Source organism: Rhodococcus sp. C-2 (assembly GCF_027854095.1).
In the GTDB taxonomy this organism is placed as follows: domain Bacteria; phylum Actinomycetota; class Actinomycetes; order Mycobacteriales; family Mycobacteriaceae; genus Rhodococcus_F; species Rhodococcus_F qingshengii.
In genome coordinates this window covers 1-21,306 of sequence record NZ_JAQGFI010000006.1, presented here as the reverse complement: position 1 = coordinate 21,306, position 21,306 = coordinate 1, and the positions used below count along the sequence as shown (strand labels likewise).

The window sequence follows — 21,306 nt, the reverse complement described above, 5'->3', positions numbered from 1 at the left end:
ATCTGTTTGATGGCCCCACAATACCTGGACTCAGGAGACGACGATGACCGGATGGCAACCACTTCGGACGGTGGCGGGGTTGACCGCCTTACGGGATGCCTATGGGCAGAACATGTCTGGACTCGTACCTGAGACCGGTGTGTATCTCGCCGACGACGGTTGGTGGATCGCTCTCACGGGTGCACCCGATCCCAGCTACAACCTTGCATTGGTCCATGGGGGTGATGTGCGGAAAAACACGGTCGCCGTTGTGGAACGAGTGCTCGCAGAGCGACTGCGCACCGTTGTCATGCTCGCCGGGGCGGGTCTGGATGCCGCGACCGTCCTCGCGGATGCAGGGTGGGTGTGCGTAGGTTCGAGTTCGCTGCGCGCGCTACCGAATTCTCCGTCAGCGCCGGATGCCGCGGTGCGGATCCTGGAAGATGGCGACCTGCGTTCAGCACGACAACTTGCGGAGGATGTTTTCGGTATCGATCGCGAATCTGCGACTCTGGTGTATCAGGAGGCGGCCCCCGACCGACCAAGTGAGCGTTCAGTCGTCGGCCTGTTCGAACTCGACACGCTGCAGACCGCAGCGATGCTGTCGTTCGGTAAGCCCATCAGCACTGTGTGGGCGGCCGGAACCAGGGCGCAAGGACAGCGGCGCGGACATGGGTTACGGGTCCTTCGGCAAGTGTCGGCAGCCGCATTCGAGGCTGTCGGCGACGGCGCCGTGTGTGGTCTCGCCAGCGCTGCCGGCAATGCTCTGTACGACGCGAGCGGAGCCGAAATCGTCGAGTACTGGCAGATGTGGTCGCGACCGCGATGGCTACTTGGTAGCTGACATCAGCCGTCAGGTATGTTTGTGTGCGTTCGGCAAACTTTTGGTTTCTTTCAGCTACGCTTCAACGCGCGATCCAATCGGGGGTACTCAAGATGGCAGATTCGAGTACCAGGGATGCGGTGATACGTCGCGAACTCGGCGTTCCGCCCACTTTCGACCTGGTGAGGCATGCACGAAACCTTGCAAGAGTGTTCTTCCCCGCTCTTGTCATCGCATTGCTCGTCGGTGGGATTGTCTACGCTGTGCGGGGAAGCGCGACACCGGTGTATCAATCCGACATCGTCGCGGAGGTTCAGTCTGCCTCTCAGATCGTCGTGACGGACGCGAACCTCGGCCAGTTGGTTGCCCCCTATGTCGCACTGGCCACCGATAGCGATGTGGTTGCCGCCATCCACGACCAGTTGAATAACGGGTGGACGACAGCGGATGTCTCGAGCCACATCTCGGTGACGCCGGGTACTTCTCCGGCATTGGTATTCGTCAAGGCGACTGCCTTCAGTCAGGCTGACGCGGACGCGCTGGCACGAATAGTCGTCGCCACCTTGAGCGACGCGCAGGCGCGACGCAATGCAGACACGCTGGATCGTCGTACCCGAGTTCTCACCGACGACATCGCTCGATTGAACGGGGACTTGGACGCAGCGCGGCGAGAAAGCTTGGACGAATACGAGACGCCCGCCGACGATCCGACTATCAAGGCGGATCTCGACGCGAGGCTGGAGCAGTTGCGCCAGTTGAGATCGACCGTATCCGGTTCCGACCGACTGCAGTTGCTTTCCGCCCCCGCGGGAACGGGTCTGCCGGTTGCGCCGAAGCCACTCGTCGAGTCGGCGGTTGCGTTCTTGGTGGTCCTCATTCTCGCTGCCGAAATCCTCTCTGCCTGCCGGGGTCGATTCAGTTCGCGAGTGACCGACGCGTGGGCACGTCGAACGGCCCGGAAATACGGAGCCTCACTACTCCTGCAGCACTCCGAAGCCGCTGAGTTTCCGCCGAACCTCGCGCTGACGATATGCCAGCGTGCAAGTCTCGGTGATCATGTCCTGGTGCTTTCGGGTGACGGCGTTCCCTCCACATCATGGGATGTTCCTGCGCACGTGCGATCCGGGGTCTCCCGATATTCGCTGAAGTCGGACTGGTGGCGCCGATTTGACTCCAATGGAACCGGGTTTGCCCTGGTTGTTGTCTCCGCACAGCACGCCAACCAACGGGAGATCGTCGAATGCCTCAGGGCTTTGGCCGAAGTCGATGTTGCGCGAACACTGGTACTCGTGGGTCCGTCTGCTCCCGAGCCTCTCCTCGACGTACTTACCCTCGCGGTGCTGCGTCGCAGACGCAGGCCCGCAAGTTCAGTGAAACTGGCGGCCGAGCCGACCAACTCGGCCACGAACTCACAGGCCCCGTCCGACAGCGCCTGGGTGAGTCCGGTGCGCCGCGGCTGAACGAGCCTTCCGTTGCCGTGCCGTACGGAATGGATACTTCCGCCCTGGATTCGAGAAGGGATCGCGCCAGCCTGGTGGATGCGAAAACGGTCAGTATTGCGAAGAAGAACCTGCCGAAGGCTACGCCCAAGCCGAGCGCAGGGGTCGAGATCGAAGAGCCGCAGATCGTGCAGGCTGTTGATGTCGAGGGCGCCGGAGTCGAGGCGTCCGCAGTGGAGATTTCCGGAGCGGAGTCGACCAGCAATGATGCAACTGGTGTCAAGGCGTCCGGGGAAGCCGACGGCATCGACTCCGAAGCCTCGACCGAACGAATTATGTTGACCTCCAAAGATATAGCGGAAATTCGAAAGAGGAGGCAAAGAACTCGCGTGAGCCTTATACGTTCGGATTCAGCAGACGGACAGTCGGAATCCTGAAGGACCGGGCTTTCACTAGATCTTGGGTGTGCTGCACCCTCCAACTGCCTGTTTCACCGCTGCGAGTGCGGGTTTCGGAGTGTAATTGATCGTGACCAGACCGAAGTTCTGTTCGATATCCGAAGTGTTGGTTCCGCGATCACGCATGCTGTAGATGAAAATGCGCTCGATGTAACCGAGCACCTTTGCTTGCGCGAATCCATCCGAGATGATGTTGGCCTGTAATTGCGGGCTGACGGCGGTCGGGCCTGTACCTGTCGGAGCTCCGAATTCGGTTGCCCAGACTTTCTTTCCGCTGTCCCCGTTCTGCACCATCGATTCTCGCATCAGTCGGATCCTGTAGAAAGTGTTCCAATTCTGGGTGGACGAATCCGAAGGTAGCGCAGGCCAACTGTACGGATGGATCGAAAAGACATCGAATGAAGACTTTGCTCCTGCCGCGTACATACCCTTGAGATATGTGACCGGTGAGATGTCGGATCCGTTGTCGACGGCCGGTGCCAAACCGCCGTTGAGAATCTTTGCACCCGGTTGTACCGCACGGATACTTTCAGATGCGGCTTTCAGGAGTGCAGTGTATGTGTTCACATTCGGCTTGGGGCGGAAGAATTGTGTCAGGTTCGGTTCGTTCCAAATCTCCCAAGTGCTGATTCTGTTCGAGTACCGTTGTGCTGCTTGTTGTGCAAACTTGGCAAACGCGGCCGGATCGGATGGATACCCGTGGGTATCGTTGACCCCGGCGACGCGAGCCCAAGCCGGCGTGTACGTAACGATTCCCAAGACGCTCAATCCTTGGAGACGTGCTCGATCGACGACGCGGTCCGTTGCGCTCCAATTCTGTTGGCCCTTGGTTGATTCAACGGCGGACCAATCGACGTCGAACCTGAGCCAGGTCGCGCCGGCATTCTTCATTGCGGTCAGTTCTGCATCGAGATCATTCTGAGAGAGACCGTTGAGTGGGGCGCCCGCGGCGATCCCTAAACCAACGGAACTGCACGTCGAGTTCGGGGTTGGGGTTGTTGTTGGAACTGGACTCGGTGCACACGCGCTCAATGACCCGACAGTCAACAGGGCGCAGGCGAGGGACAATCGAAGTCGACTCACGCCGACCACCTTCTTTCCACAGTGACTCGAAACCGGTGCGGGACAGACAAGTTGGAAGCCGAACTAGATGACCAATCCGACAAATCAAAGAATTGCATGAATTGGGTCACTTGGCACCAGTCTCGAAGTCGGTTCTGCAGTACTTCCGTCCGGTTGGGTGCTACTGCGAAATGCGCCGGTTGGTATTGTCCGATTTTCTCGGTGACTGTGGTCGAAAATGATCAATAGTTCAGAGGCATCCTCCAGTTTCGTTTGCATCTTGCAACACGGCCATTGCGGGCTTCGGTTCGAAGTCGAGATCCAGAAGGCCAAAGTTTTGTTCGCGATCACCGGGATCGGAGCCGCGGTCCTGGAGACTGTAAACGAAGACCTTCTGAACGAACCCGAGGCTACGCGCTTCGTTGAATCCGTCACGCAGTATCTCGGCTTGCATCGACTCGGTCACAGCGTCGAGACCAGTTCCTGTTGGTGCCCCGAATTCGGTCGCCCAAATAGATTTGGTCGAGTCGCCGTTTGCAACCATTGTGTCGTGCATCAGCCGCATTCGATAGAAAGAGTTCCAGTTTCGAGTCAACGGGTCCGAGGGCAGTGCCGGGTAGGTGTACGGATGCATTCCGACAACGTCGAAGTGTTGTCCAGCTCCATATTCGTAGATGTTCGCGAGGAACGTCGTGGGGCTTATGTCAGCGCCGTTGTCAGTTGCGGGGGACAAGCCACCGGAGACAATTGTTGCGCCCGGTTGCACTGCCTCGATTGCTACGCTCGATGCGGCGAGCAGCTTCGAGTAATACTCAGGATCCGGCGTCGGATTGAAGAATGTTTGGAGATTGGGCTCGTTCCAGATCTCCCATGACGAAATGGAATTCGAGTAGCGGGCAGCGGCAAGCGCCGCGAACCTACCGAACGCGTCCGGGTCGGCCGGACGGGTATGCGTGTCAGGACTCGTCGCTGCCGGATCTCTTGCCCAGGCAGGCGTGTAGGTGATGAGACCGAGAATCTCGAGCCCGGAAGATTTCGCGATGTCCACGAGGCGATCGGTTCCGGACCAATCGAAGGTGCCCTCGGTACTTTCGATGGCGGACCAGTCGATGTCGAATCTGACCCAGTGCGAACCCGATGATCGAATAGCTTCCACCGTTCGATCCATTTCGGCGTCACTCATTGCGGTATAGCCGGAACCAAGTGCGATGCCAGTATTGTCTGACGAAGGTTGAACTGCGCAAGGTTCGCCGGTTGCGGTAATCGAAGAATGGACTACCAATCCGACAATCAACAAGACCACTGCGACTGCGGCGACTCGACGTGCCTTAGCCATCGATGAGCTCCTTCAGCAGAGCCGGAAGATTCTTCTGGATGTCATATCGGTCCTCTACCTTCCGCCGGCCGATGCGTGACAATTCGGATCGTGCACTCCCGTCCTCCAACAGTCTCGTTATCTCGGCTGCGAGTTCTACTGAATCAGATGGCTCGACGAGCGATCCGGCGCCGTCCCCCAGCAGCTCGCTGGTGCCGCCGAGATCGGTTCCGACGACTGGCACTCCGATGCTCATTGCTTCGAGTGCCACGAGTGGGCCGGCTTCGGGAGAGGTGCTCGCAGAAATCGCGATGTCCCATCCTTTGATAGTTGCCAGTGAATCGACATATCCGAGAAATGTGACGCGACCCGCCAGATCCGGCTGCTGTGCGCGTTCACGAAGTACTTGTGCGTACATTTCATCGCCCGGGAACGGAAGTCCGGCGATTTCGAGTTGGACGTCTACTGTGCGGGCGATGGCATCCATCAACACCAAGTGGCCTTTCCACGGCGTCAGTGACCCGATGATTCCGACAACTCGGCGTGCCGGTGATCGAACTTCCGTTACCTCAGGGGGAACTACAACACCAAGTCGTGACACCGAGGTGGGAATTCCCAGCGAAAGAACAGGAAGCGATGTCGGTCCGGAGACGGCGACTGCTCGTCGGATCCCGGGTTTTGCAATCCGTACGACGATTCGTTGTTTTGTGCTCGAGAGAGTGTCGTGGACAAGCCACGTTGCACGTTGCGGTACGCGGCCGAGCCTGATCACCGGCAATGCGAACAGTGAGTTGACTATCACGGTCGAGCTGGCCGACTGAGCCCGAGACGCAATGATGCGCCCGGCAATTCGCCAATTCTTTGCAACTTCGAGAATCGCCAGGACGCGTGCCAGACCCCCTTCGCCTCTGAGCGACAGGGTTGGTAGCGTGACCGTTTCGAAGTCGACTGACGCGCGTGCGCGATCCCTCAGCGGCCCTTCCGGACAAGCCAACATTACCGTGAAACCCTGCTCGTGTGCCAAACGCATCAGCTGGAGCATGACCAGTTCGGCGCCGGAGATCTCTCCAGTGTGGCTGACGAAAATGATCGTTCGTGTCATTTTACTTCCCTGTCGGGTTTTACCATTGCGAGTGGCGACTTCCCGCCCGCGAGCGATACAAGTGCATAGATTCCGACTGTCCCAAGTGGAGCGAGAACCGAAACGACTGGCCATGGCACGCCCAACCTTTCGACGCAGATCGTTCCTGCTACTGTGACCACCGCGCAGAGGGCGACGGCCGCTCCGAGCGGGAGCATCGGAAACATTCTGTGAACCGGCAGACTTTGCCGCACTACAACCCAAATTGCAACGAAAAGAAGCAGTTCGGTCGATACGGTCGCAACTGCCGCTCCGTTGAATGACATTCGAGGAATCAACACGATGTTGACCACGATATTGAAGAGTAAGCCGCCCAATGCAATCCACGGATATATTCGATGCCGGCCGCTCGCAACCAGGATCATCAACCCCAACTGGGTGAGCATCGAGAAGCATGCGCCAAGCACCAACAGTCGCGTCGAGGTCCCTGCAATTGCGAACCGCTCTCCGTACAGAAAGGCGAGCACTCCGGTGGCAGCAGGCCAGAACGCGGCGATCGATGCGCTCCCGAGAACTGTCAGGACGATGAATGTTTCGCGGCTTCGTTCGCGGAACACTGCCACGCTGTCGGGCCAATAGGACACGAGAAGTGTTGTTACCGGGGTGACTACGGTGATTGCGACGATTTGCAGAAGGTCCGCGAATTTGTACCCGATGGTGTACAAGCCGACCGAATCGAAAGTATCGAGCTTGCCCAAGAGCAGCACATCCACTTTGGACAGAAGCGTGACCAAAGCGAAGCCGATGCTCAAAGGGATTGCTTCGATCAGCATTTCCCGCCACCTACGAAACTGCGCTCGTGACGACGGCCTAGGCCCGGCGACGCCCTTTCGGACACCGCGCACTTTCACGACGGCCGCGACCACTTCGTTGATAACCGCAGGGATGACGAGAACGAGGAGGATCGGCTGCCACAAAACCGCGACGATGGTCGCGACAAGCTGGGCGAGTTGCCCGACGCCCTCGGCGATCGCGACATACGTCATGCGCAGGCGGCTCTGGTACATGACGGAAAGTGCATGGCTGGGAGTGGCAACGACAACGACCAAACCAGCGACCGCCGTTGCTTCGACCACTTCTGCGGGGTAGCGGAGAATCCAGACATAACCCACCGCGACGATGTATCCGAAAAGACCAAGGGCGACCCGTAGGGATATGAACGCGGTGGTGACCAGCGAAACTTCCCACGGATTGCACTCGACCAACTTCGCGAGCACCACTCGGCCGACGCCGAGATCGGTGACGACGGACAACAATCCGAGCAATCCGAAGATGAGGGAGAACTGACCGAATTCGTCAGGGCTGATCGAACGCGCGATCAGAACCGAGCCGGTCCACCCCATCGCTGCCACTGCGATCCGGCTTCCGAGCATGATCGCAGTGCTTCGGCGTGCATCGTTCGCAGTCAAATCCGGAGCGGCCGGCCCGTGGATTTTCGTCTCTCGCTCGCGACGTTCCTTCTCGAACTTGTCGATAGCGGCCTGGCGCAATTCGGCGAACTCTCGCGGCGATACGGGCTCGGTGCCCGTCGAATTGCGATTCGTCATGAGCAACTCACACGCTCAGCCCTGCAGTGCGGTACGCGTCAACCGTGTATTCGGCTGTTCGGGTCCACGTCGATCGGGCCGCGACACGTGGCGCAGATATACGGAGTGCGGTGTTGACATCGTCGTCCAGGACGACTGAGCGAAGAGCGGCCAACCAGGAAGCCTTGTCGTGCTTGCGGACAAGCACGGCGGCGTTGTCGGCGAATTCGGTCAGTGCTCCGACCGCACTCGCAACCACTGCCGCGCCGCACGCCATGGCTTCGAGTGGCGGCAGACCGAACCCCTCGTAGTGGGAGGAGTAAGCGACAGCAGTTGCGGCGGAATAGAGTGCCGGAAGGTCTTCTGTCGCGACGTAACCCAATCCTCGGGCGGGACGGGGCGCGTCGGGGCCAGTCGAGCCGGAGCCCGCCAGCAGAAAAGGAATCGACAGCTCCGTGCACGCTTCGGCGACCAGAGCGACATCTTTTCGAGGTTCGATCGTTCCGACCTGCAGCACGAATCGCTCCGGTAGTTTCAATCGCCGCCGAACTTCGGTCACTGCAGCTTCGGTGGGGATCGTGGCCCAGGATGCGGGTGCCAGCGGCGTGACAACGGCATGCCGACCGCTCAGTGCGAGTATTCGTTCGGCGGTGAAGTCCGATACTGCAATGACGACGTCGGCCTTGCGTAGCGCCGCGGACAGGAGTCGGCGTTCGCCAGCTGCTCGATATCGACTGAAGGCCCACGGAACGTCGAATACCGACATGTCGTGAAACGTCGAGATCTTCAGGCCGCCTTGCCCGATCGGGAGGTCGACGTCGAGGCTGTGGAACAAGTCGCTGCCCGCGACCGGCACCATCGCCCACGCGGCTCTGCGTGCTCCGGAGGCAACAGGGCGCGTCACGGCGCGCACTCCGGTTGGAATCTCATCGACAGCGTCGATTTGCACTGTTGCGCTGAGGTTCGTCGATTCGCTGATCAGTGGGGAGAGTTCTCGGAGTAGTTCGCGTGCATAGGTTTGGACGCCGCCCCCACCAGGTCGGAGTGCCATGGCTCCGAGAGTGATTCGTGATCGGATATCGCTTCTTTCTCCGAGTGGTGTTGAGTCAGTGCGCATCCCACGGTTCCAATCAGTAGCCAAAAGTAGAGGTCGAGGGGAAATATCTCGAAATATGTCGAGACGACAGAAGCGACCGCGGCCGCGACGATCGAGGCGCTGACACCGAGAGCCAAAGCGCCGTCCGAGCCGGGAAGCACACGCGATGCCCTCAGCGCGGACGCTCCGGAAGATATGAGGACCAGGACAAAAATCCACAAGCCGATCGGTCCGAGCTCGACTGCGACTTTCATGTAGTAGTTGTCGGGCTGATAGGGGATCAGCCCAAGTGTTGTCGCGGCCTTGATCGTCATCGTGTTGAGCATCGGTTGCGCTGCTTCCGCCGCCTTTGCTGCCGCGGATCCTGTTGCGCCCAGACCTTGCCCGAGTGGATGCACGAACAGCGAGCTGATTGTCGACGACCATCCGCTACCGCGTTCTTCGAGACTGTACGACGAGAACAGTGGTTTGACGATTGATGGTGGTGCCAACAGAAGTACAAAGGGAACGGCAGCGGCAGCCGCGCCGAACAACATCAAGATAGACCGATACTTGTATACGGCAATCCAGAGAAGCCCGACAGCCAACCCGATGTAGCTGGCCCGCACAATCGAGACTCCCATGCCTACGACCATGATCGGAGTTGCGGCTAGAAAGATAATGTTGCGCAGCCGTTTCGGATCCGCGAGCGCGACCGAAATACCGACGATCAAACTCAGCATCACGAAGAGACCGAACGCAAACGGACCGGTGAAAGTGCTGAAGCTTCGCAAGATCGAGCCGGTGATTCGAATCTGTTCGGTGTAGCTGTAGCCGAGATCCACCAGGTATGCAGGCCCTACTGCTTGCTGAAGGAGTCCGATGACTGCTGTCAGTATCCCCATACCCATCAGGACGGACACGAGATGATCTCGGTCGTCCCGCGAGAACGGTGCGCGCCAGAGAATGACGGGTATCAAGATGTAGAAGTAGGTGATCTTTATCGATGTCACCCCGGCGATACCGGACAGAAGCAGTGCTGACGCGGAACCGAAAGCTACCCAGGCCGCGGCAGCCGGCCACCAAGGCATCGAGGGGCGCACTACCCGAAGGCGATTGGGGCTGACGAAGGTGCATCCCAACGTGAGCAGGAGCAACCCCTCCTTCCAACCGGCCATCGATGTCCCGCCGGGAATGATCGCCAACAGACCGTGGAGCGGAGCGAACAGTGCAACAAGCAGCAAGCCGCGTTGTGGTCGCTGGTAGATCGCAACGACGATGGGTACTGCGAAGATTGCAGCAACAAACATGAATGATGTGTTCACGCGATGAACCGGTTCGCATTCGCCGTGTCGGCCCGAGGGACCGTCGTAATTCCGAATGCTTTCGCAATCGAAGAAATCGCCTTTGTTTGCACGATATTTCGGAGGTCACGATGGTAGGACGGGTGATCGCCGACCTGTGGCATGATCGCGTCGAACGTTTGTCCTCGGTGAGTCATCCGGGCAACGCCTTCGGGTCCGCGTTGCTGATTGAACCATGCGGCGTCCGCGGGGGAGAGGATGACGGTGGTATCCACCCCACGCTTGCAGAGTGCCTCCAGCATTACCTCAGGAACCTGCGTGATTCCCCTGATTCCCAGAAGCTTCCACGCTGGATAGGGGAGACGGGACTGCAGTACGCCTTTCACCCGTCCGCGGAGGGGAAGTTTCGTGGTTTCGGCACCTGGATCGATTCGAGGAGCCTCCGGCAAGACAGCATCCATCAGGGACTTCTTGCGCCTCACCGACCACAAGATCATGTTTACGAGTATTGTCGATCTCGCACCCATCTGGAGCGCCATGGACGCTGAGGTCCATGCCCCCGAACACAATCCGGTCATCACGAGGTTTCTCGGATCTGCGCCGAGTGCGGCAACGGCAGTGCGTGCGTCCTCGTCTGCCGCGTGTGAATAGACCGACGTCGGATTGTCGGCGTCGATCGGACCCGAGTCGCCGACCCCTCGTCGGTCGAATCGGAGACTCGTGACCGAGAGAGCCGCGGCCTCACGAGCGATGGTCACCCACGAGCGGCCAGGCCCGACTCGATGCTCGATTGCAGTAGTGAAGAACAGTAGTCCGCGCTCGGGAGGCGCATCGGTGGTCGATATGTTGCCTGCCTCGGATTCGGGAGAAGTTGCGGGATGCGTGCGGATCGCGAAGAGCTCCTGAGCGCCGAATCGTTCCAACGTCTCGAACACCTCCTCGCCGACTTCGGTGACCGCGACGCGAGCTGTGGTGGTGATCGCGGGAGTGAACGCGGAGGAACTCGTGGGCGCGTGGCGATCCAACCACTGTGCGATTTCGCTGATGTGTGTGTAGGGGATGTCGACGTAGAAACTGGGAGGCGACGTGAACGCGTCGTGGTTCTCCAAGATCATCATCTCGGGATCAAGAGTTGCTGCGAGCCCGGCGACAGCTCTGCTGTCCAGTACCGAAGACTTCACGGCCAGAAGGGTGCGTGGACGTCCGAGAAATGGTCCGGTGATGCGGAGACGTGACAGTTGGTCGGCGCATTCGGGAGCCAGCACGCCACCCATGATCGACACACGTGAGTCGGCGGGATCGTCCTCTCCGACGCTGATCGCGTAGAACGCACGTTGTTCCCTGAGGTAGTTGCGGCCGGTCAGAATTGGGTCCCACAGGACTATCGAGTTGACGTGTCCGCACTCCTGCAATGCCGACGCTGCCAGGAGGGCACCAACTCTCAGTCCGACGATGCTGACGGATTCCGCGCCCGCTTGTCGGACATAGTCCACAGCGCTGACGATGCTCTTCAGCCAGAGGGTGAGAGCGTCAGGATCGTCTTCGGCACCGGCCGAGTCGCCGACTCCCGCGTACTCGAAACGAAAAGCGGCCATACCCTGTGCCGCGAGTTTTTCGCCGAGAAGTCGCATGCCGCGATAGGTGTCGATGTGCTCCTTGCCCAGCGGGGGACACATGACCACGGCTTCTCGGACAGTTCCTGAAGAGGGCACGTGAACGAATCCGAGCAACGGCCTGTCTGCCGACCCGAACCACGTGGCCAGTTGAGTCTCGATGGTGATCACTCCGGTCAAGATCGGTTGCCTGTATGTTGCTAGTAAACATACCAGTAGTCTGTTTGATGCCGATCCAGCAATCTCTAGGTTTGTGAAGCGCCAAAAAAGCGCATAGGAGTCCGAAAATGTCAGGTGTACTCGTCCATGAATGGATAGAGCGTTCGGGCGGCGCAGAGAAGGTGCTGGACGAGTTCGTCAACTGTTATCCGGACGCTGACCTCTATTGTCTGTGGAACGATGCTCCCGGGCGTTACTCGACAACCGATGTCAACGAAAGTGTGCTCGCTGCAACGCCATTGCGTCGTAGCAAAGCGCTCTCATTGCCTGTCATGCCGTTCACCTGGCGAGGGTTGGAGAACCGCGGCTATGACTTCGCGCTGATCAGCTCCCACGTGTTTGCCCATCACGCAACATTCAGGGAGCAGTCTGCGCGATTCCGGAAATTCGTCTACGTGCACACCCCCGCCAGGTACGTGTGGAATCCCGAACTGGACGAGCGTGGAAACTCGCCACTCGCGAGGCTGGGATCACCCATTCTGCGCAAGATCGACCGCAAAAGAGCGTCGGAGGGAGCCTCGTTCGCAGCGAACAGTGTGTTCGTCAGTCGACGGGTTGAGCGAGCCTGGGGCGTGCAATCACGGGTCATCCACCCTCCGGTGGACGTCGACCGGATCTCCGCCGTCGAGGATTGGCGGTCCCGATTGAGCGAAAACGAAATTCAGCTACTATCCAGTTTGCCCTCGCCATTCGTTCTCGGTGCCTCGAGGTTCATTCCGTACAAGCGTTTGGACTGGGTGATCCGGGCAGCCGAGCGGGCCGGAACGGCTGCTGTCATCGCAGGGTCGGGCCCGGAAGAGGATCGGCTCCGCGCGATGGCTGACTCTGCGTCGGTTCCCGTTCGAATTGTTCGGCGCCCCTCGGATGCGTTGCTTTTTGCGCTGTATCAGCAGGCACTCGCATACGTCTTTCCGGCGATCGAAGACTTCGGAATCATGCCGGTGGAGGCAATGGCTGCGGGTGCGCGCGTGATTACGAACAGCATCGGGGGAGCTTCGGAAACCGTGACACCTGGTGTCGACGGACTCCATTTCCACGACGACAGTTGGGAATCGGTGGCCGAGTGCATCCGAGATGTCGCCGCAGTGGACGTGAATGGTGCACGCTCGTACGAGAAGTACTCCGTGCGCAGATTTCGTTCCGAGATCGCAACCTGGACCGGTGTCCCGGTGTTCGGCTACGCGAACAGCGCGGAGCCCCAGTAGCTCCCGTCGGCGAGACCGCCGGGGCAAGCGAAGACCGCAGAACCGACGTGCTGGATGTATTCGTTCAGCGCATCGTGTCGTGAAAGGTTTTGCTGCATCGGAACAAACTGCTCGACCGGATTCCGGCAGTACGCAACGAAAAACAGTCCCGCGTCCAGGTGGCCGAAGCCATCGGAGCCGTCCGTGAAGTTGTATCCGCGGCGCAAGATCTGAATCCCACCGAGTTCCTCGGCAGAGGCCAGGCGCACGTGTGAATCCTCCGGGATGACGAAGTCGTGTCCCATTTTGGAATCGAGATCGAGCTCGTCGAACTCGTCCTTGCCACCGAGCGGCGCTCCGCTCCGTTTGGAGCGGCCGATGACAGCTTCCTGTTCCTTGAGTACTGCGCGATCCCACTGCTCGATCAGCATGCGGATTCGTCTGGCGACGAGGAATGATCCGCCTGCCATCCAGGCCTGATCGTCAGTGGGATCAACCCAGACGTGCTGGGCGAGTGCGTCCGGATCTTCCGCCTTGATGTTGGCTGTTCCGTCCTTGAACCCGAACAGATTTCGTGGCGTCGCCTGCGTCGTCGAGGTCGAGGATGTTCGTCCGAACCCGAGTTGCGACCATTTGACCGACGCGGTCCCGAACGCGACTCGCGCGAGGTTGCGGATCGCATGGACGGCAACCTGGGGGTCGTTGGCGCACGCTTGGATGGCGATGTCGCCCCCGCTCCGATTCGGGTCGAGGTTGTCCGCCCGGAAGTGGGGGAGATCGAGCAGGGCAGCAGGTTTCTTGTCTGCGAGCCCGAAACGGTCGTCGAAAAGTGACGGTCCGAATCCGATGGTCAGGGTGAGTTGCGACGGCGCGAGATCGAGTGCCTCACCCGTATCGCTCGGTGGTGCATACGGACCGTCGCCGGTCGCTCCGTCTTCGGTTGCTTCCTGACCCGCCGTCATTCGTTCGGCCATCGCCGTCCACGTCTGCAGCAGCGTGATCAGTTCGTCGCGCGACTTCGTCGTCACATCGAAAGCGACGAAGTGCATACGATCCTGGGCCGGCGTCGTGATGCCTGCCTGATGCTCGCCGCGAAAGGCGACCACGTCTGCGTGATCGGCGCCGGAACTCTCGTCGGCGGTCACCCGCCCGATGACGGCACCGGCACCGGCCAGAACGGCGCCGGCCCCCACGGCGCCGAACAGTCGGCGTCGTGAGACTGCGTGCGGTGCTGCGTTTTCCGCAGCGGGTGTGCCTTCTGGTGAATCAGTCATCTACTGTCCCGCGACTACTTCCTGGACCTGGCTGACCTCGGCGGACAGTGCATCGATTTTACGCGAGAGTTCCTGACGCTGCGCCTCGGTGACGGTGTCGTAGTACACGAATCCGTCGCCGACCCGGAACTGCGCCAGCGCAGCGTCGAGGTCGGCGAATCGGTCAGCGATGCGCTGGGCGAGCTCGGGATTACGTTCCTGCAGGATCGGGTTCAGTGCCGCGATCGCCGCTTGCGAGCCGTCGACGTTGGCCTGGAAATCCCACAGGTCGGTGTGCGAGAAGATGTCTTCCTCACCGGTGATCTTGGAAGTCGAGATCTCGTCGAGCAGTCCTTGGGCGTCGCCGGCGATCTTGGTTGGATCGATCGTGTAATCCTCGGCATTCACCTGGTCGGCAAGATACTGAATGTCTTCGAGCAGTTGATCGGCGACCGCGTTGGTATCCGGCTGAAGCCCGGTCACCCACAAATCCTTCTCGAGGCGGTGGAATCCCGTCCAGACCTGACCGGGCTCCAGATCCGCTTCGCGCAGGTCCAGCTTGGGATCGAGTTCGCCGAAGCTCTCGGCTTCGGGTTCGATGCGCTCGTAGTAGGTACGTGCGATCGGGAAGAGTGCCTTCGCCTGGTCGACGTTGCCGGACTGGACGGCGGCGACGAACTGAGCTGCGGTGTCCTGCAGCGCGACGATCTGGCTGCGGATGTAGCGACGGTAACCGTCGGCAGCTTCGGCGAGCTGGCCGCTCTCGTCGGTGGCCGCCTGCGAATCGCCCGTGACGACGAAGTCCTGACGGATGCCGGTTCCGACCATGCCCGGCTTGCACGCGAGTTGATAGGTCGCAGCCTCGGGGAGGGAGACGATCAGCTGCCGGGTAAGGCCGGGGCCGATGTTCTCGACTTCGCCCATCGCTCGATCGCCCTCGGCGAAGACGTAGAACTCGGTGACCTTCGAGCCGTTGTTCGTCACCTGGAACGTCGCACTGCCAGTGGTTCCAGTGGTGGCACTGACGTCACACGAATCGTCGGTGGCCGTGACGACGATGTCGCCGTCGCTCGCGGTCGTCTTCTCGGTGCATGCGGCGAGGGAGAAGGGAAGTACCGCGGCCGTGGCCAGTACGAGGGTGGATTTACGCATGTCGGCAATGCCTCTCAGGATTTTTCGGGAACGTGTGTGTCGTGCGCAGGCGGGGTTGTCGGTTCCGATGGGCTCGACGGAAGGGGACGCAGGAAGAGCGCGAGGACGACTACGAGGTAGACGACCCATGCGACGGCTTGCAGGACGGTCGGGTCCGGGCGGAAGTTGAAGATTCCGGCGAGGACGGTGCCGTACCAGGTCGACGGGTCGTAGCCGGGTGTCAGGTTGAACGCGAGATTCGAACCGCCCGGCAGGACGTTTCCGGTCTGCAGAGCGCGAACACCGTACGAGAGGATTCCGGCGGCTACGACGATGAGGAAGATCGCCGTGTACCGGAAGAAGGTCGTCAGGTTGAGACGGAGGGCGCCGAAGTACATGGCGACGGTCAAGACGGCGGCCAGGAGAATTCCGAGGAGCAGTCCGACCAACGGCCAGGAGCTGCCTGCGGTGTTCTCGGCGTAACCGACCATGAGCAATGCAGTCTCGACGCCTTCACGACCGACCGCGAAGAACGACAGCGACAAGATGGCGACGGGTCCGGCGATCAACGCCTTCTCCATCCCCGCTTTCAGATCTCCGGAAATGTTTTTGGCGGCCGTGCGCATCCACAGGACCATGATCGTGACGATGACGACGGCGATCAGGGAGGCAACGCCCGCGATGATCTCTGCGGTCAGGCCGTCGACCGTCGACGTTCCGTAGTGGATCGCGAAGAAGATGATCGCCACCATCGCGACGGCGATCGCGACGCCGAGCCACACCCATTTCAGTGCGTCCTTGCGCTGCGCCTTCACGAGGTAGGCGGCGAGAATCATCACCACGATGCCCGCTTCGAGGCCTTCGCGCAGACCGATCAGGCCACTGCCGAATAACTGGGTGGCAACTGATGGTGTGCTCGCGGCAGCGAGTACCGACACGGGCACGGGCGACTCCTGACTGAGTGAGTGCAACAGCTTCTGACGAACGCATGAGGCTAGGCCAGCCTTAACTCAGAAGAAGATACTCCATCATCGACGGCGAACCATGCTCTCACCTGTACTTTTGCTGTTCTTTACCAATGGATTCGGGAGTAGTTCACTCGCATGTGGATGATGGAGGGGTGTACCGAACTCCCGCAGCCCGCAGAAGTCCCCGGCGTCTCTCGCGAGCCGTAGCAGCAGTAGCTGCCGGAACAGCTTTGCTGGGCGCAGGCGTCGTGGCTTGCGGATCGAACGAACCGAAAGTAGCCATTCCGGAGGGCATACCCCCAGGTACCGGCTCTCCGACGCCGCCGATCGACATCAATGCTCCCGGCCGCAGTGCTGATCAACTCGCCGACTGGGCAGCGGGATTGTCGGACGACATCGGGATCGGGACGACGGCACTCGAGGCCTACGGGTACGCCGCCGCGGTGATGGCCGAGACGCTTCCCGGCTGCGGAATCGGGTGGACAACTTTGGCCGGTATCGGCAGCGTCGAGAGCCGCCACGGGACCTACGACGGCTCGTCGGTCGACGCGTTCGGCCAGGTTGCTCCGATCATTCGGGGAATCCCTCTCGACGGTGGCCCGGGAGTTGCCGAGATCCCCGACACCGACGGCGGGGCGATGGACGGCGATCCAGTGCACGACCGTGCGATGGGGCCCATGCAGTTCATCCCCGAGACGTGGCTCAAGTGGGGAGTCGACGCCAACGGCGACGGCCGGGTGGACCCCGACAACATCGACGACGCTGCCCTCACGGCCGCCCGCTACCTGTGTGCACGCGGGGGAGACCTCACTTCCGCTGCCGGATGGCAGCAGGCACTGATGGCGTACAACCTCTCGGGCGACTATCTCGCGCTCGTTCGTGATCGTGCGTCGGCGTATTCAGTCGGGGTACGGCCGGACTGACGGTGATCGATCCGCAGGTCGGACCCGTGACCGCGCGTCGATAAAGAAGCCTTCGGCCCGTGCGGTTAGGCTGTGTGCTGGCACTACAGAGGTGCTGGCACTGCAGAGGCCCAGCCGCGATCGTGGTCCTCTTTCGACCGGAGGGGTCGGAGCCCAAGTGTCAAGCACGCAGAGCGTGCCCCAATGCGAAGCCCATTCGAAGGAGAACCACACAGTGGCCAGTATTGAGCAGGTCGGAGCTCGCGAGATCCTTGATTCCCGTGGTAACCCCACGGTTGAGGTCGAGGTTCTGCTCGAAGACGGAAGTTTCGCCAGGGCTGCGGTGCCGTCCGGCGCTTCGACGGGTGAGCACGAAGCCGTCGAACTGCGCGACGGTGGCGCACGCTACGGCGGAAAGGGCGTCGAGAAGGCCGTGGAGGCTGTGCTCGGCGAGATCGCTCCTGCCATCATCGGCATCGACGCAACCGAGCAGCGCACGGTCGACCAGGCGCTGCTCGACGCGGACGGCACCCCGGACAAGTCGCGTCTCGGCGCAAACGCTCTGCTCGGTGCCTCGCTTGCCGTGGCTCGCGCCGCCGCCGAGTCCTCGGGCCTCGAGCTGTTCCGCTACGTCGGTGGCCCCAACGCTCACGTTCTCCCTGTCCCGATGATGAACATCCTCAACGGTGGCGCGCACGCAGACACCGGCGTCGACGTCCAGGAGTTCATGGTTGCTCCCATCGGCGCACCGAGCTTCAAGGAATCGCTGCGCTGGGGCGCCGAGGTCTACCACTCTCTGAAGTCGGTTCTCAAGGAGAAGGGCCTCTCCACCGGTCTCGGCGACGAAGGCGGATTCGCGCCCGACGTCGCAGGCACCAAGGAAGCACTCGACCTCATCACGATCGCCGTGAACAAGACCGGCCTCAAGCTGGGTACCGACGTCGCGCTCGCTCTCGACGTCGCTGCCACCGAGTTCTACACCGACGGCACCGGCTACAAGTTCGAGGGCAAGAACCGTACCGCGGCCGAGATGGCGGCGTTCTACGCCGAGCTCATCGACGCCTACCCGCTCGTTTCCATCGAGGATCCGCTCGACGAAGACGACTGGGACGGCTGGGTCGCACTCACCGATCAGATCGGCAACAAGATCCAGCTCGTCGGCGACGACCTCTTCGTCACCAACCCCGAGCGCCTCGAAGAAGGCATCGTCAAGGGTGCGGCCAACGCACTCCTGGTGAAGGTCAACCAGATCGGCACCCTGACCGAGACCCTCGACGCCGTCGATCTCGCTCACCGCAACGGCTACAAGACGATGATGAGCCACCGTTCCGGCGAGACCGAGGACACCACCATCGCCGACCTCGCGGTTGCCGTCGGCAGCGGCCAGATCAAGACCGGTGCTCCGGCACGCAGCGAGCGCGTTGCCAAGTACAACCAGCTGCTGCGCATCGAGGAAAACCTCGGCGACGCAGCACGTTACGCCGGCGAGGTTGCGTTCCCGCGCTTCGCTTTCGAGGCCTGACGGAAATCTAAGATTCAGTAGTGTCTGCACAGCGCGGTAAGCCACGATCCCCCGGCGGAAGTCCGGGGGGTCGTGGTTCCCGTCGTGGGGACACACCGTCGCGTGCGCGTCGGGACAGTGCCCGACGCCCACGCGTGTCGGAACCTTCGGTAGATCCGGAAGCAGTCGATTCCGCTGTGACAGGCCCCGCGCAACCGGGGGTCTCCGCCGAGAAAGCGTCGGCGCGAGGGTCGAAGTCGGCCCGGGGGAAGAGCGGAACCAACAAGTTCTGGTCTCGGCTTCCGAAGTCGGACAACACCATTTTCGGCTTGTCCACCAGTCGGGCAGTTGTGCTCGCGATGGTTGTGCTCATGCTGGCGCTGACACTGGCAGTGCCGCTCCGTACTTACATCAGCCAGCGTTCGGATGCCGCGCAGGTGGCGGCGGAACGTCAGGTACTCGAGGAAGAACTGCGAAAGCTGCAAGGGCAGAACGCGCGCTTCGACGACCCTGCGTACATCGAAGCTCTTGCACGAGAACGCCTTCGGTACGTCAAACCGGGCGAGACCCCGTTCCAGGTTCAGCTTCCCGGTGACTACAAGGAACCCGAGAAGAAGCAGGAAAAGGAAACACCGCTCACAGGTCCGTGGTATCGCGATCTGTGGCAAACGATTTCGGAACCGCCAGTGGTTCCCGAGACGACGACACCGGCCCCGATGCCGTTGGCGCCGATAGAGCCAGAAGAACAAGGAGTACCCACCGGGTGAGCAACACGTCCGAAAATTCCCCACAGGTTTCACAAGCGGATCTCGACGCCGTTGCCGCTCAATTGGGCCGTGAGCCACGCGGAGTGATCGAGATCGCGTACCGCAGCCCGGACGGTCAGCCGGGCGTGGTCAAGACCGCCCCCAAACTTCCGGACGGAACACCGTTCCCGACGTTGTACTACCTCACGGACCCGCGACTGACTGCCGAAGCGAGCCGTCAGGAATCCGCCGGCGTCATGCGTGAAATGACCGAACGCCTGACCCAGGATCCGGAACTTGCCGCGGCCTATCGACGGGCATACGAGTCGTACCTTGCCGAGCGGGACGCGATCGAATCTCTGGGAACCGACTTTGCCGGCGGTGGGATGCCGGATCGTGTCAAGTGCCTGCACGTGCTGATGGCACATTCGCTTGCCAAGGGACCCGGCGTCAATCCGCTCGGTGACGAGTCCGTCGCGTTGGCCGGTCACGGAAAGCTGCGCGGCACTGCAATTCCCGCGGACTGGCCTGGCATCGACGATGCCGACAACACCGACCGGTGACTCGCCGTGTCGCCGCAGTCGATTGCGGTACCAACTCCGTTCGACTGCTGATCGCCGACGTCGGCGCCGACGGTCGTCTGGTGGATGTCCGGCGCGAGATGCGCGTCGTGCGACTCGGTCAAGGTGTTGATGCGACAGGGACATTCGCGCCCGAGGCCATCGAACGCACCCGGGTCGCGCTGGTCGAGTACGCGTCGATGATCGCCGATGCCGGAGCAACCGCCGTTCGCATGGTCGCCACCTCGGCTACTCGCGACGCTGCGAATCGGGAAGAATTCTTCACGATGACGCGGGACGTGCTCGGCGCGGTGATTCCCGGATCCGGAGCAGAGGTCATCACCGGCGACGAAGAGGCGCGCCTCTCGTTCAGCGGTGCTGTGGGAGAACTCGATCCGTCCGAGGGCCCCTTCGTGGTGGTCGATCTCGGCGGCGGATCCACCGAAGTTGTCCTCGGCGACACGTCGGGCGTCCAGGCTGCGTACTCCACCGACATCGGCTGTGTGCGCGTCACGGAGCGTTGCTTACCGTCGGATCCGCCTACAGCAGAGCAGGTTTCCGAGGCGACGGCTTTCGCGACCGCGAAACTTGCCGAGGCGTTCGAGGCCGTACCCGTCGAGAAGGCGCACACGTGGGTGGGTGTCGCTGGAACCATGACGACGCTGGCCGCGATCGCGCAGGATCTTCCGGAGTACGACGCCGAGAAGGTGCACCTGTCGAGGATTTCGTTCAATCAACTGTTCGACGTGTGCGAGCGTCTCATTGCTATGCCTCGGGTTGATCGTGCTGCCTTCGGCCCGATGCATCCGGGGCGGGTGGACGTCATCGGCGGCGGAGCGATCATCACCACGGTGCTGGCTCAAGCGTTCGAAGCCAAAGCCGGGATCACCGAACTGGTTGTCAGCGAACACGACATACTCGACGGCATCGCGATGTCGGTAGCTCAGACCGACCCGATAGTCTGATCCCTGCCGCACCCGACCCGTCGGGTGCGGCAAGGCCCCCATAGCCCAATTGGCAGAGGCAACGGACTTAAAATCCGTCAAGTGTCGGTTCGAGTCCGACTGGGGGCACCATATCGGTGCAGCTCAACGCACGACATGCAAG

At 61.1% G+C, this 21,306-nt stretch carries 19 protein-coding genes and 1 tRNA gene; 10 read left to right on the top strand and 10 right to left on the bottom strand.

All coding sequences use genetic code 11. The features are described 5' to 3' along the window. Positions 1-43: 43 nt before the first annotated feature. From PCS43_RS13940 to PCS43_RS13930, 3 genes are all read left to right on the top strand, one after another. Entirely contained in the window at positions 44-823 is a 780-nt protein-coding gene (locus tag PCS43_RS13940) for an N-acetyltransferase (RefSeq protein ID WP_125051698.1), read from the top strand. A gap of 92 nt (positions 824-915) precedes the next feature. Beyond that, positions 916-2,262, top strand: coding sequence for a hypothetical protein (locus PCS43_RS13935; RefSeq protein WP_209909530.1), 1,347 nt, complete (start codon positions 916-918; stop codon positions 2,260-2,262). Positions 2,263-2,336: 74 nt separating this feature from the next. Then, on the top strand, positions 2,337-2,678 hold the full coding sequence (locus PCS43_RS13930; RefSeq protein ID WP_270923059.1) for a hypothetical protein: 342 nt from the start codon (positions 2,337-2,339) through the stop codon (positions 2,676-2,678). Between the two features lie 15 nt (positions 2,679-2,693). Here PCS43_RS13930 and PCS43_RS13925 read toward each other — a convergent pair whose 3' ends face one another. The 7 genes from PCS43_RS13925 to PCS43_RS13895 all read right to left on the bottom strand — a co-directional run bounded on the left by PCS43_RS13925 (position 2,694) and on the right by PCS43_RS13895 (position 11,906). After that, positions 2,694-3,782 (bottom strand): cellulase family glycosylhydrolase, encoded by a 1,089-nt coding sequence (locus PCS43_RS13925; protein ID WP_054826105.1) that lies wholly within the window; start codon positions 3,780-3,782, stop codon positions 2,694-2,696. A 229-nt stretch (positions 3,783-4,011) separates the two neighbouring features. Then, positions 4,012-5,097, bottom strand: a complete 1,086-nt coding sequence (locus tag PCS43_RS13920; protein ID WP_054827664.1) for a beta-xylosidase — start codon at positions 5,095-5,097, stop codon at positions 4,012-4,014. After that, positions 5,090-6,178, bottom strand: coding sequence for a glycosyltransferase family 4 protein (locus tag PCS43_RS13915; protein ID WP_235867847.1), 1,089 nt, complete (start codon positions 6,176-6,178; stop codon positions 5,090-5,092). Before PCS43_RS13915 ends, PCS43_RS13920 begins: the two co-directional genes overlap by 8 nt. Next, a complete protein-coding gene (locus PCS43_RS13910; RefSeq protein WP_158170048.1) occupies positions 6,175-7,764 on the bottom strand; it encodes a flippase in 1,590 nt (529 codons plus the stop codon). Before PCS43_RS13910 ends, PCS43_RS13915 begins: the two co-directional genes overlap by 4 nt. Positions 7,765-7,771: 7 nt before the next feature. Then, positions 7,772-8,794, bottom strand: coding sequence for a glycosyltransferase family 4 protein (locus PCS43_RS13905; protein WP_245361474.1), 1,023 nt, complete (start codon positions 8,792-8,794; stop codon positions 7,772-7,774). Then, positions 8,722-10,128: an O-antigen ligase family protein gene (locus PCS43_RS13900; RefSeq protein ID WP_245361473.1), complete on the bottom strand. Its 1,407-nt coding sequence runs from the start codon at positions 10,126-10,128 to the stop codon at positions 8,722-8,724. Before PCS43_RS13900 ends, PCS43_RS13905 begins: the two co-directional genes overlap by 73 nt. Positions 10,129-10,139: 11 nt before the next feature. After that, positions 10,140-11,906, bottom strand: coding sequence for an alpha/beta fold hydrolase (locus PCS43_RS13895; RefSeq protein ID WP_209909524.1), 1,767 nt, complete (start codon positions 11,904-11,906; stop codon positions 10,140-10,142). 116 nt (positions 11,907-12,022) lie between these two features. Here PCS43_RS13895 and PCS43_RS13890 point away from each other — a divergent pair, with 116 nt between their 5' ends. Beyond that, entirely contained in the window at positions 12,023-13,159 is a 1,137-nt protein-coding gene (locus tag PCS43_RS13890) for a glycosyltransferase (protein WP_020908547.1), read from the top strand. On the opposite strand, the gene efeB is transcribed toward PCS43_RS13890, so the two are convergent. From efeB to efeU, 3 genes are read right to left on the bottom strand one after another with little or no spacing between them, the layout of a single operon-like run. After that, on the bottom strand, positions 13,132-14,412 hold the full coding sequence (gene efeB / locus PCS43_RS13885; protein ID WP_158170047.1) for an iron uptake transporter deferrochelatase/peroxidase subunit: 1,281 nt from the start codon (positions 14,410-14,412) through the stop codon (positions 13,132-13,134). The genes PCS43_RS13890 and efeB overlap by 28 nt on opposite strands. Then, positions 14,413-15,543: an iron uptake system protein EfeO gene (gene efeO, locus PCS43_RS13880; protein WP_193595087.1), complete on the bottom strand. Its 1,131-nt coding sequence runs from the start codon at positions 15,541-15,543 to the stop codon at positions 14,413-14,415. Between the two features lie 14 nt (positions 15,544-15,557). Then, positions 15,558-16,460: an iron uptake transporter permease EfeU gene (efeU, locus tag PCS43_RS13875; RefSeq protein WP_003946279.1), complete on the bottom strand. Its 903-nt coding sequence runs from the start codon at positions 16,458-16,460 to the stop codon at positions 15,558-15,560. A gap of 140 nt (positions 16,461-16,600) precedes the next feature. Here efeU and PCS43_RS13870 point away from each other — a divergent pair, with 140 nt between their 5' ends. The 6 genes from PCS43_RS13870 to PCS43_RS13845 all read left to right on the top strand — a co-directional run bounded on the left by PCS43_RS13870 (position 16,601) and on the right by PCS43_RS13845 (position 21,275). Beyond that, entirely contained in the window at positions 16,601-17,413 is an 813-nt protein-coding gene (locus PCS43_RS13870; RefSeq protein ID WP_116058051.1) for a lytic transglycosylase domain-containing protein, read from the top strand. Positions 17,414-17,627: 214 nt separating this feature from the next. Then, positions 17,628-18,914 (top strand): phosphopyruvate hydratase, encoded by a 1,287-nt coding sequence (eno, locus tag PCS43_RS13865; protein WP_003946309.1) that lies wholly within the window; start codon positions 17,628-17,630, stop codon positions 18,912-18,914. A gap of 20 nt (positions 18,915-18,934) precedes the next feature. Continuing rightward, positions 18,935-19,660 carry an FtsB family cell division protein gene (locus PCS43_RS13860; RefSeq protein WP_075833969.1) on the top strand — a complete coding sequence of 242 codons (726 nt, stop codon included), beginning with the start codon at positions 18,935-18,937 and terminating at the stop codon, positions 19,658-19,660. Next, positions 19,657-20,202 carry a DUF501 domain-containing protein gene (locus PCS43_RS13855; protein ID WP_003946286.1) on the top strand — a complete coding sequence of 182 codons (546 nt, stop codon included), beginning with the start codon at positions 19,657-19,659 and terminating at the stop codon, positions 20,200-20,202. Before PCS43_RS13860 ends, PCS43_RS13855 begins: the two co-directional genes overlap by 4 nt. Further along, complete coding sequence (locus PCS43_RS13850; protein ID WP_209909520.1) at positions 20,199-21,164, top strand: Ppx/GppA phosphatase family protein; 966 nt, start codon at positions 20,199-20,201, stop codon at positions 21,162-21,164. The genes PCS43_RS13855 and PCS43_RS13850 overlap by 4 nt, the downstream gene beginning before the upstream one ends. 34 nt (positions 21,165-21,198) lie before the next feature. Next, positions 21,199-21,275 (top strand) — tRNA-Leu (locus PCS43_RS13845). Positions 21,276-21,306 lie beyond the last annotated feature (31 nt).

What these genes read in the sequence shown, in the direction of transcription:
- PCS43_RS13940 (WP_125051698.1), top strand. Translation starts at nt 44, where the DNA reads ATGACCGGATGGCAACCACTTCGGACGGTGGCGGGGTTGACCGCCTTA.
- PCS43_RS13935 (WP_209909530.1), top strand. Translation starts at nt 916, where the DNA reads ATGGCAGATTCGAGTACCAGGGATGCGGTGATACGTCGCGAACTCGGC.
- PCS43_RS13920 (WP_054827664.1), bottom strand. Translation starts at nt 5,097, where the DNA reads ATGGCTAAGGCACGTCGAGTCGCCGCAGTCGCAGTGGTCTTGTTGATT.
- PCS43_RS13915 (WP_235867847.1), bottom strand. Translation starts at nt 6,178, where the DNA reads ATGACACGAACGATCATTTTCGTCAGCCACACTGGAGAGATCTCCGGC.
- PCS43_RS13910 (WP_158170048.1), bottom strand. Translation starts at nt 7,764, where the DNA reads ATGACGAATCGCAATTCGACGGGCACCGAGCCCGTATCGCCGCGAGAG.
- PCS43_RS13905 (WP_245361474.1), bottom strand. Translation starts at nt 8,794, where the DNA reads ATGGCACTCCGACCTGGTGGGGGCGGCGTCCAAACCTATGCACGCGAA.
- PCS43_RS13900 (WP_245361473.1), bottom strand. Translation starts at nt 10,128, where the DNA reads ATGTTTGTTGCTGCAATCTTCGCAGTACCCATCGTCGTTGCGATCTAC.
- PCS43_RS13890 (WP_020908547.1), top strand. Translation starts at nt 12,023, where the DNA reads ATGTCAGGTGTACTCGTCCATGAATGGATAGAGCGTTCGGGCGGCGCA.
- efeB (WP_158170047.1), bottom strand. Translation starts at nt 14,412, where the DNA reads ATGACTGATTCACCAGAAGGCACACCCGCTGCGGAAAACGCAGCACCG.
- efeO (WP_193595087.1), bottom strand. Translation starts at nt 15,543, where the DNA reads ATGCGTAAATCCACCCTCGTACTGGCCACGGCCGCGGTACTTCCCTTC.
- PCS43_RS13870 (WP_116058051.1), top strand. Translation starts at nt 16,601, where the DNA reads ATGGATTCGGGAGTAGTTCACTCGCATGTGGATGATGGAGGGGTGTAC.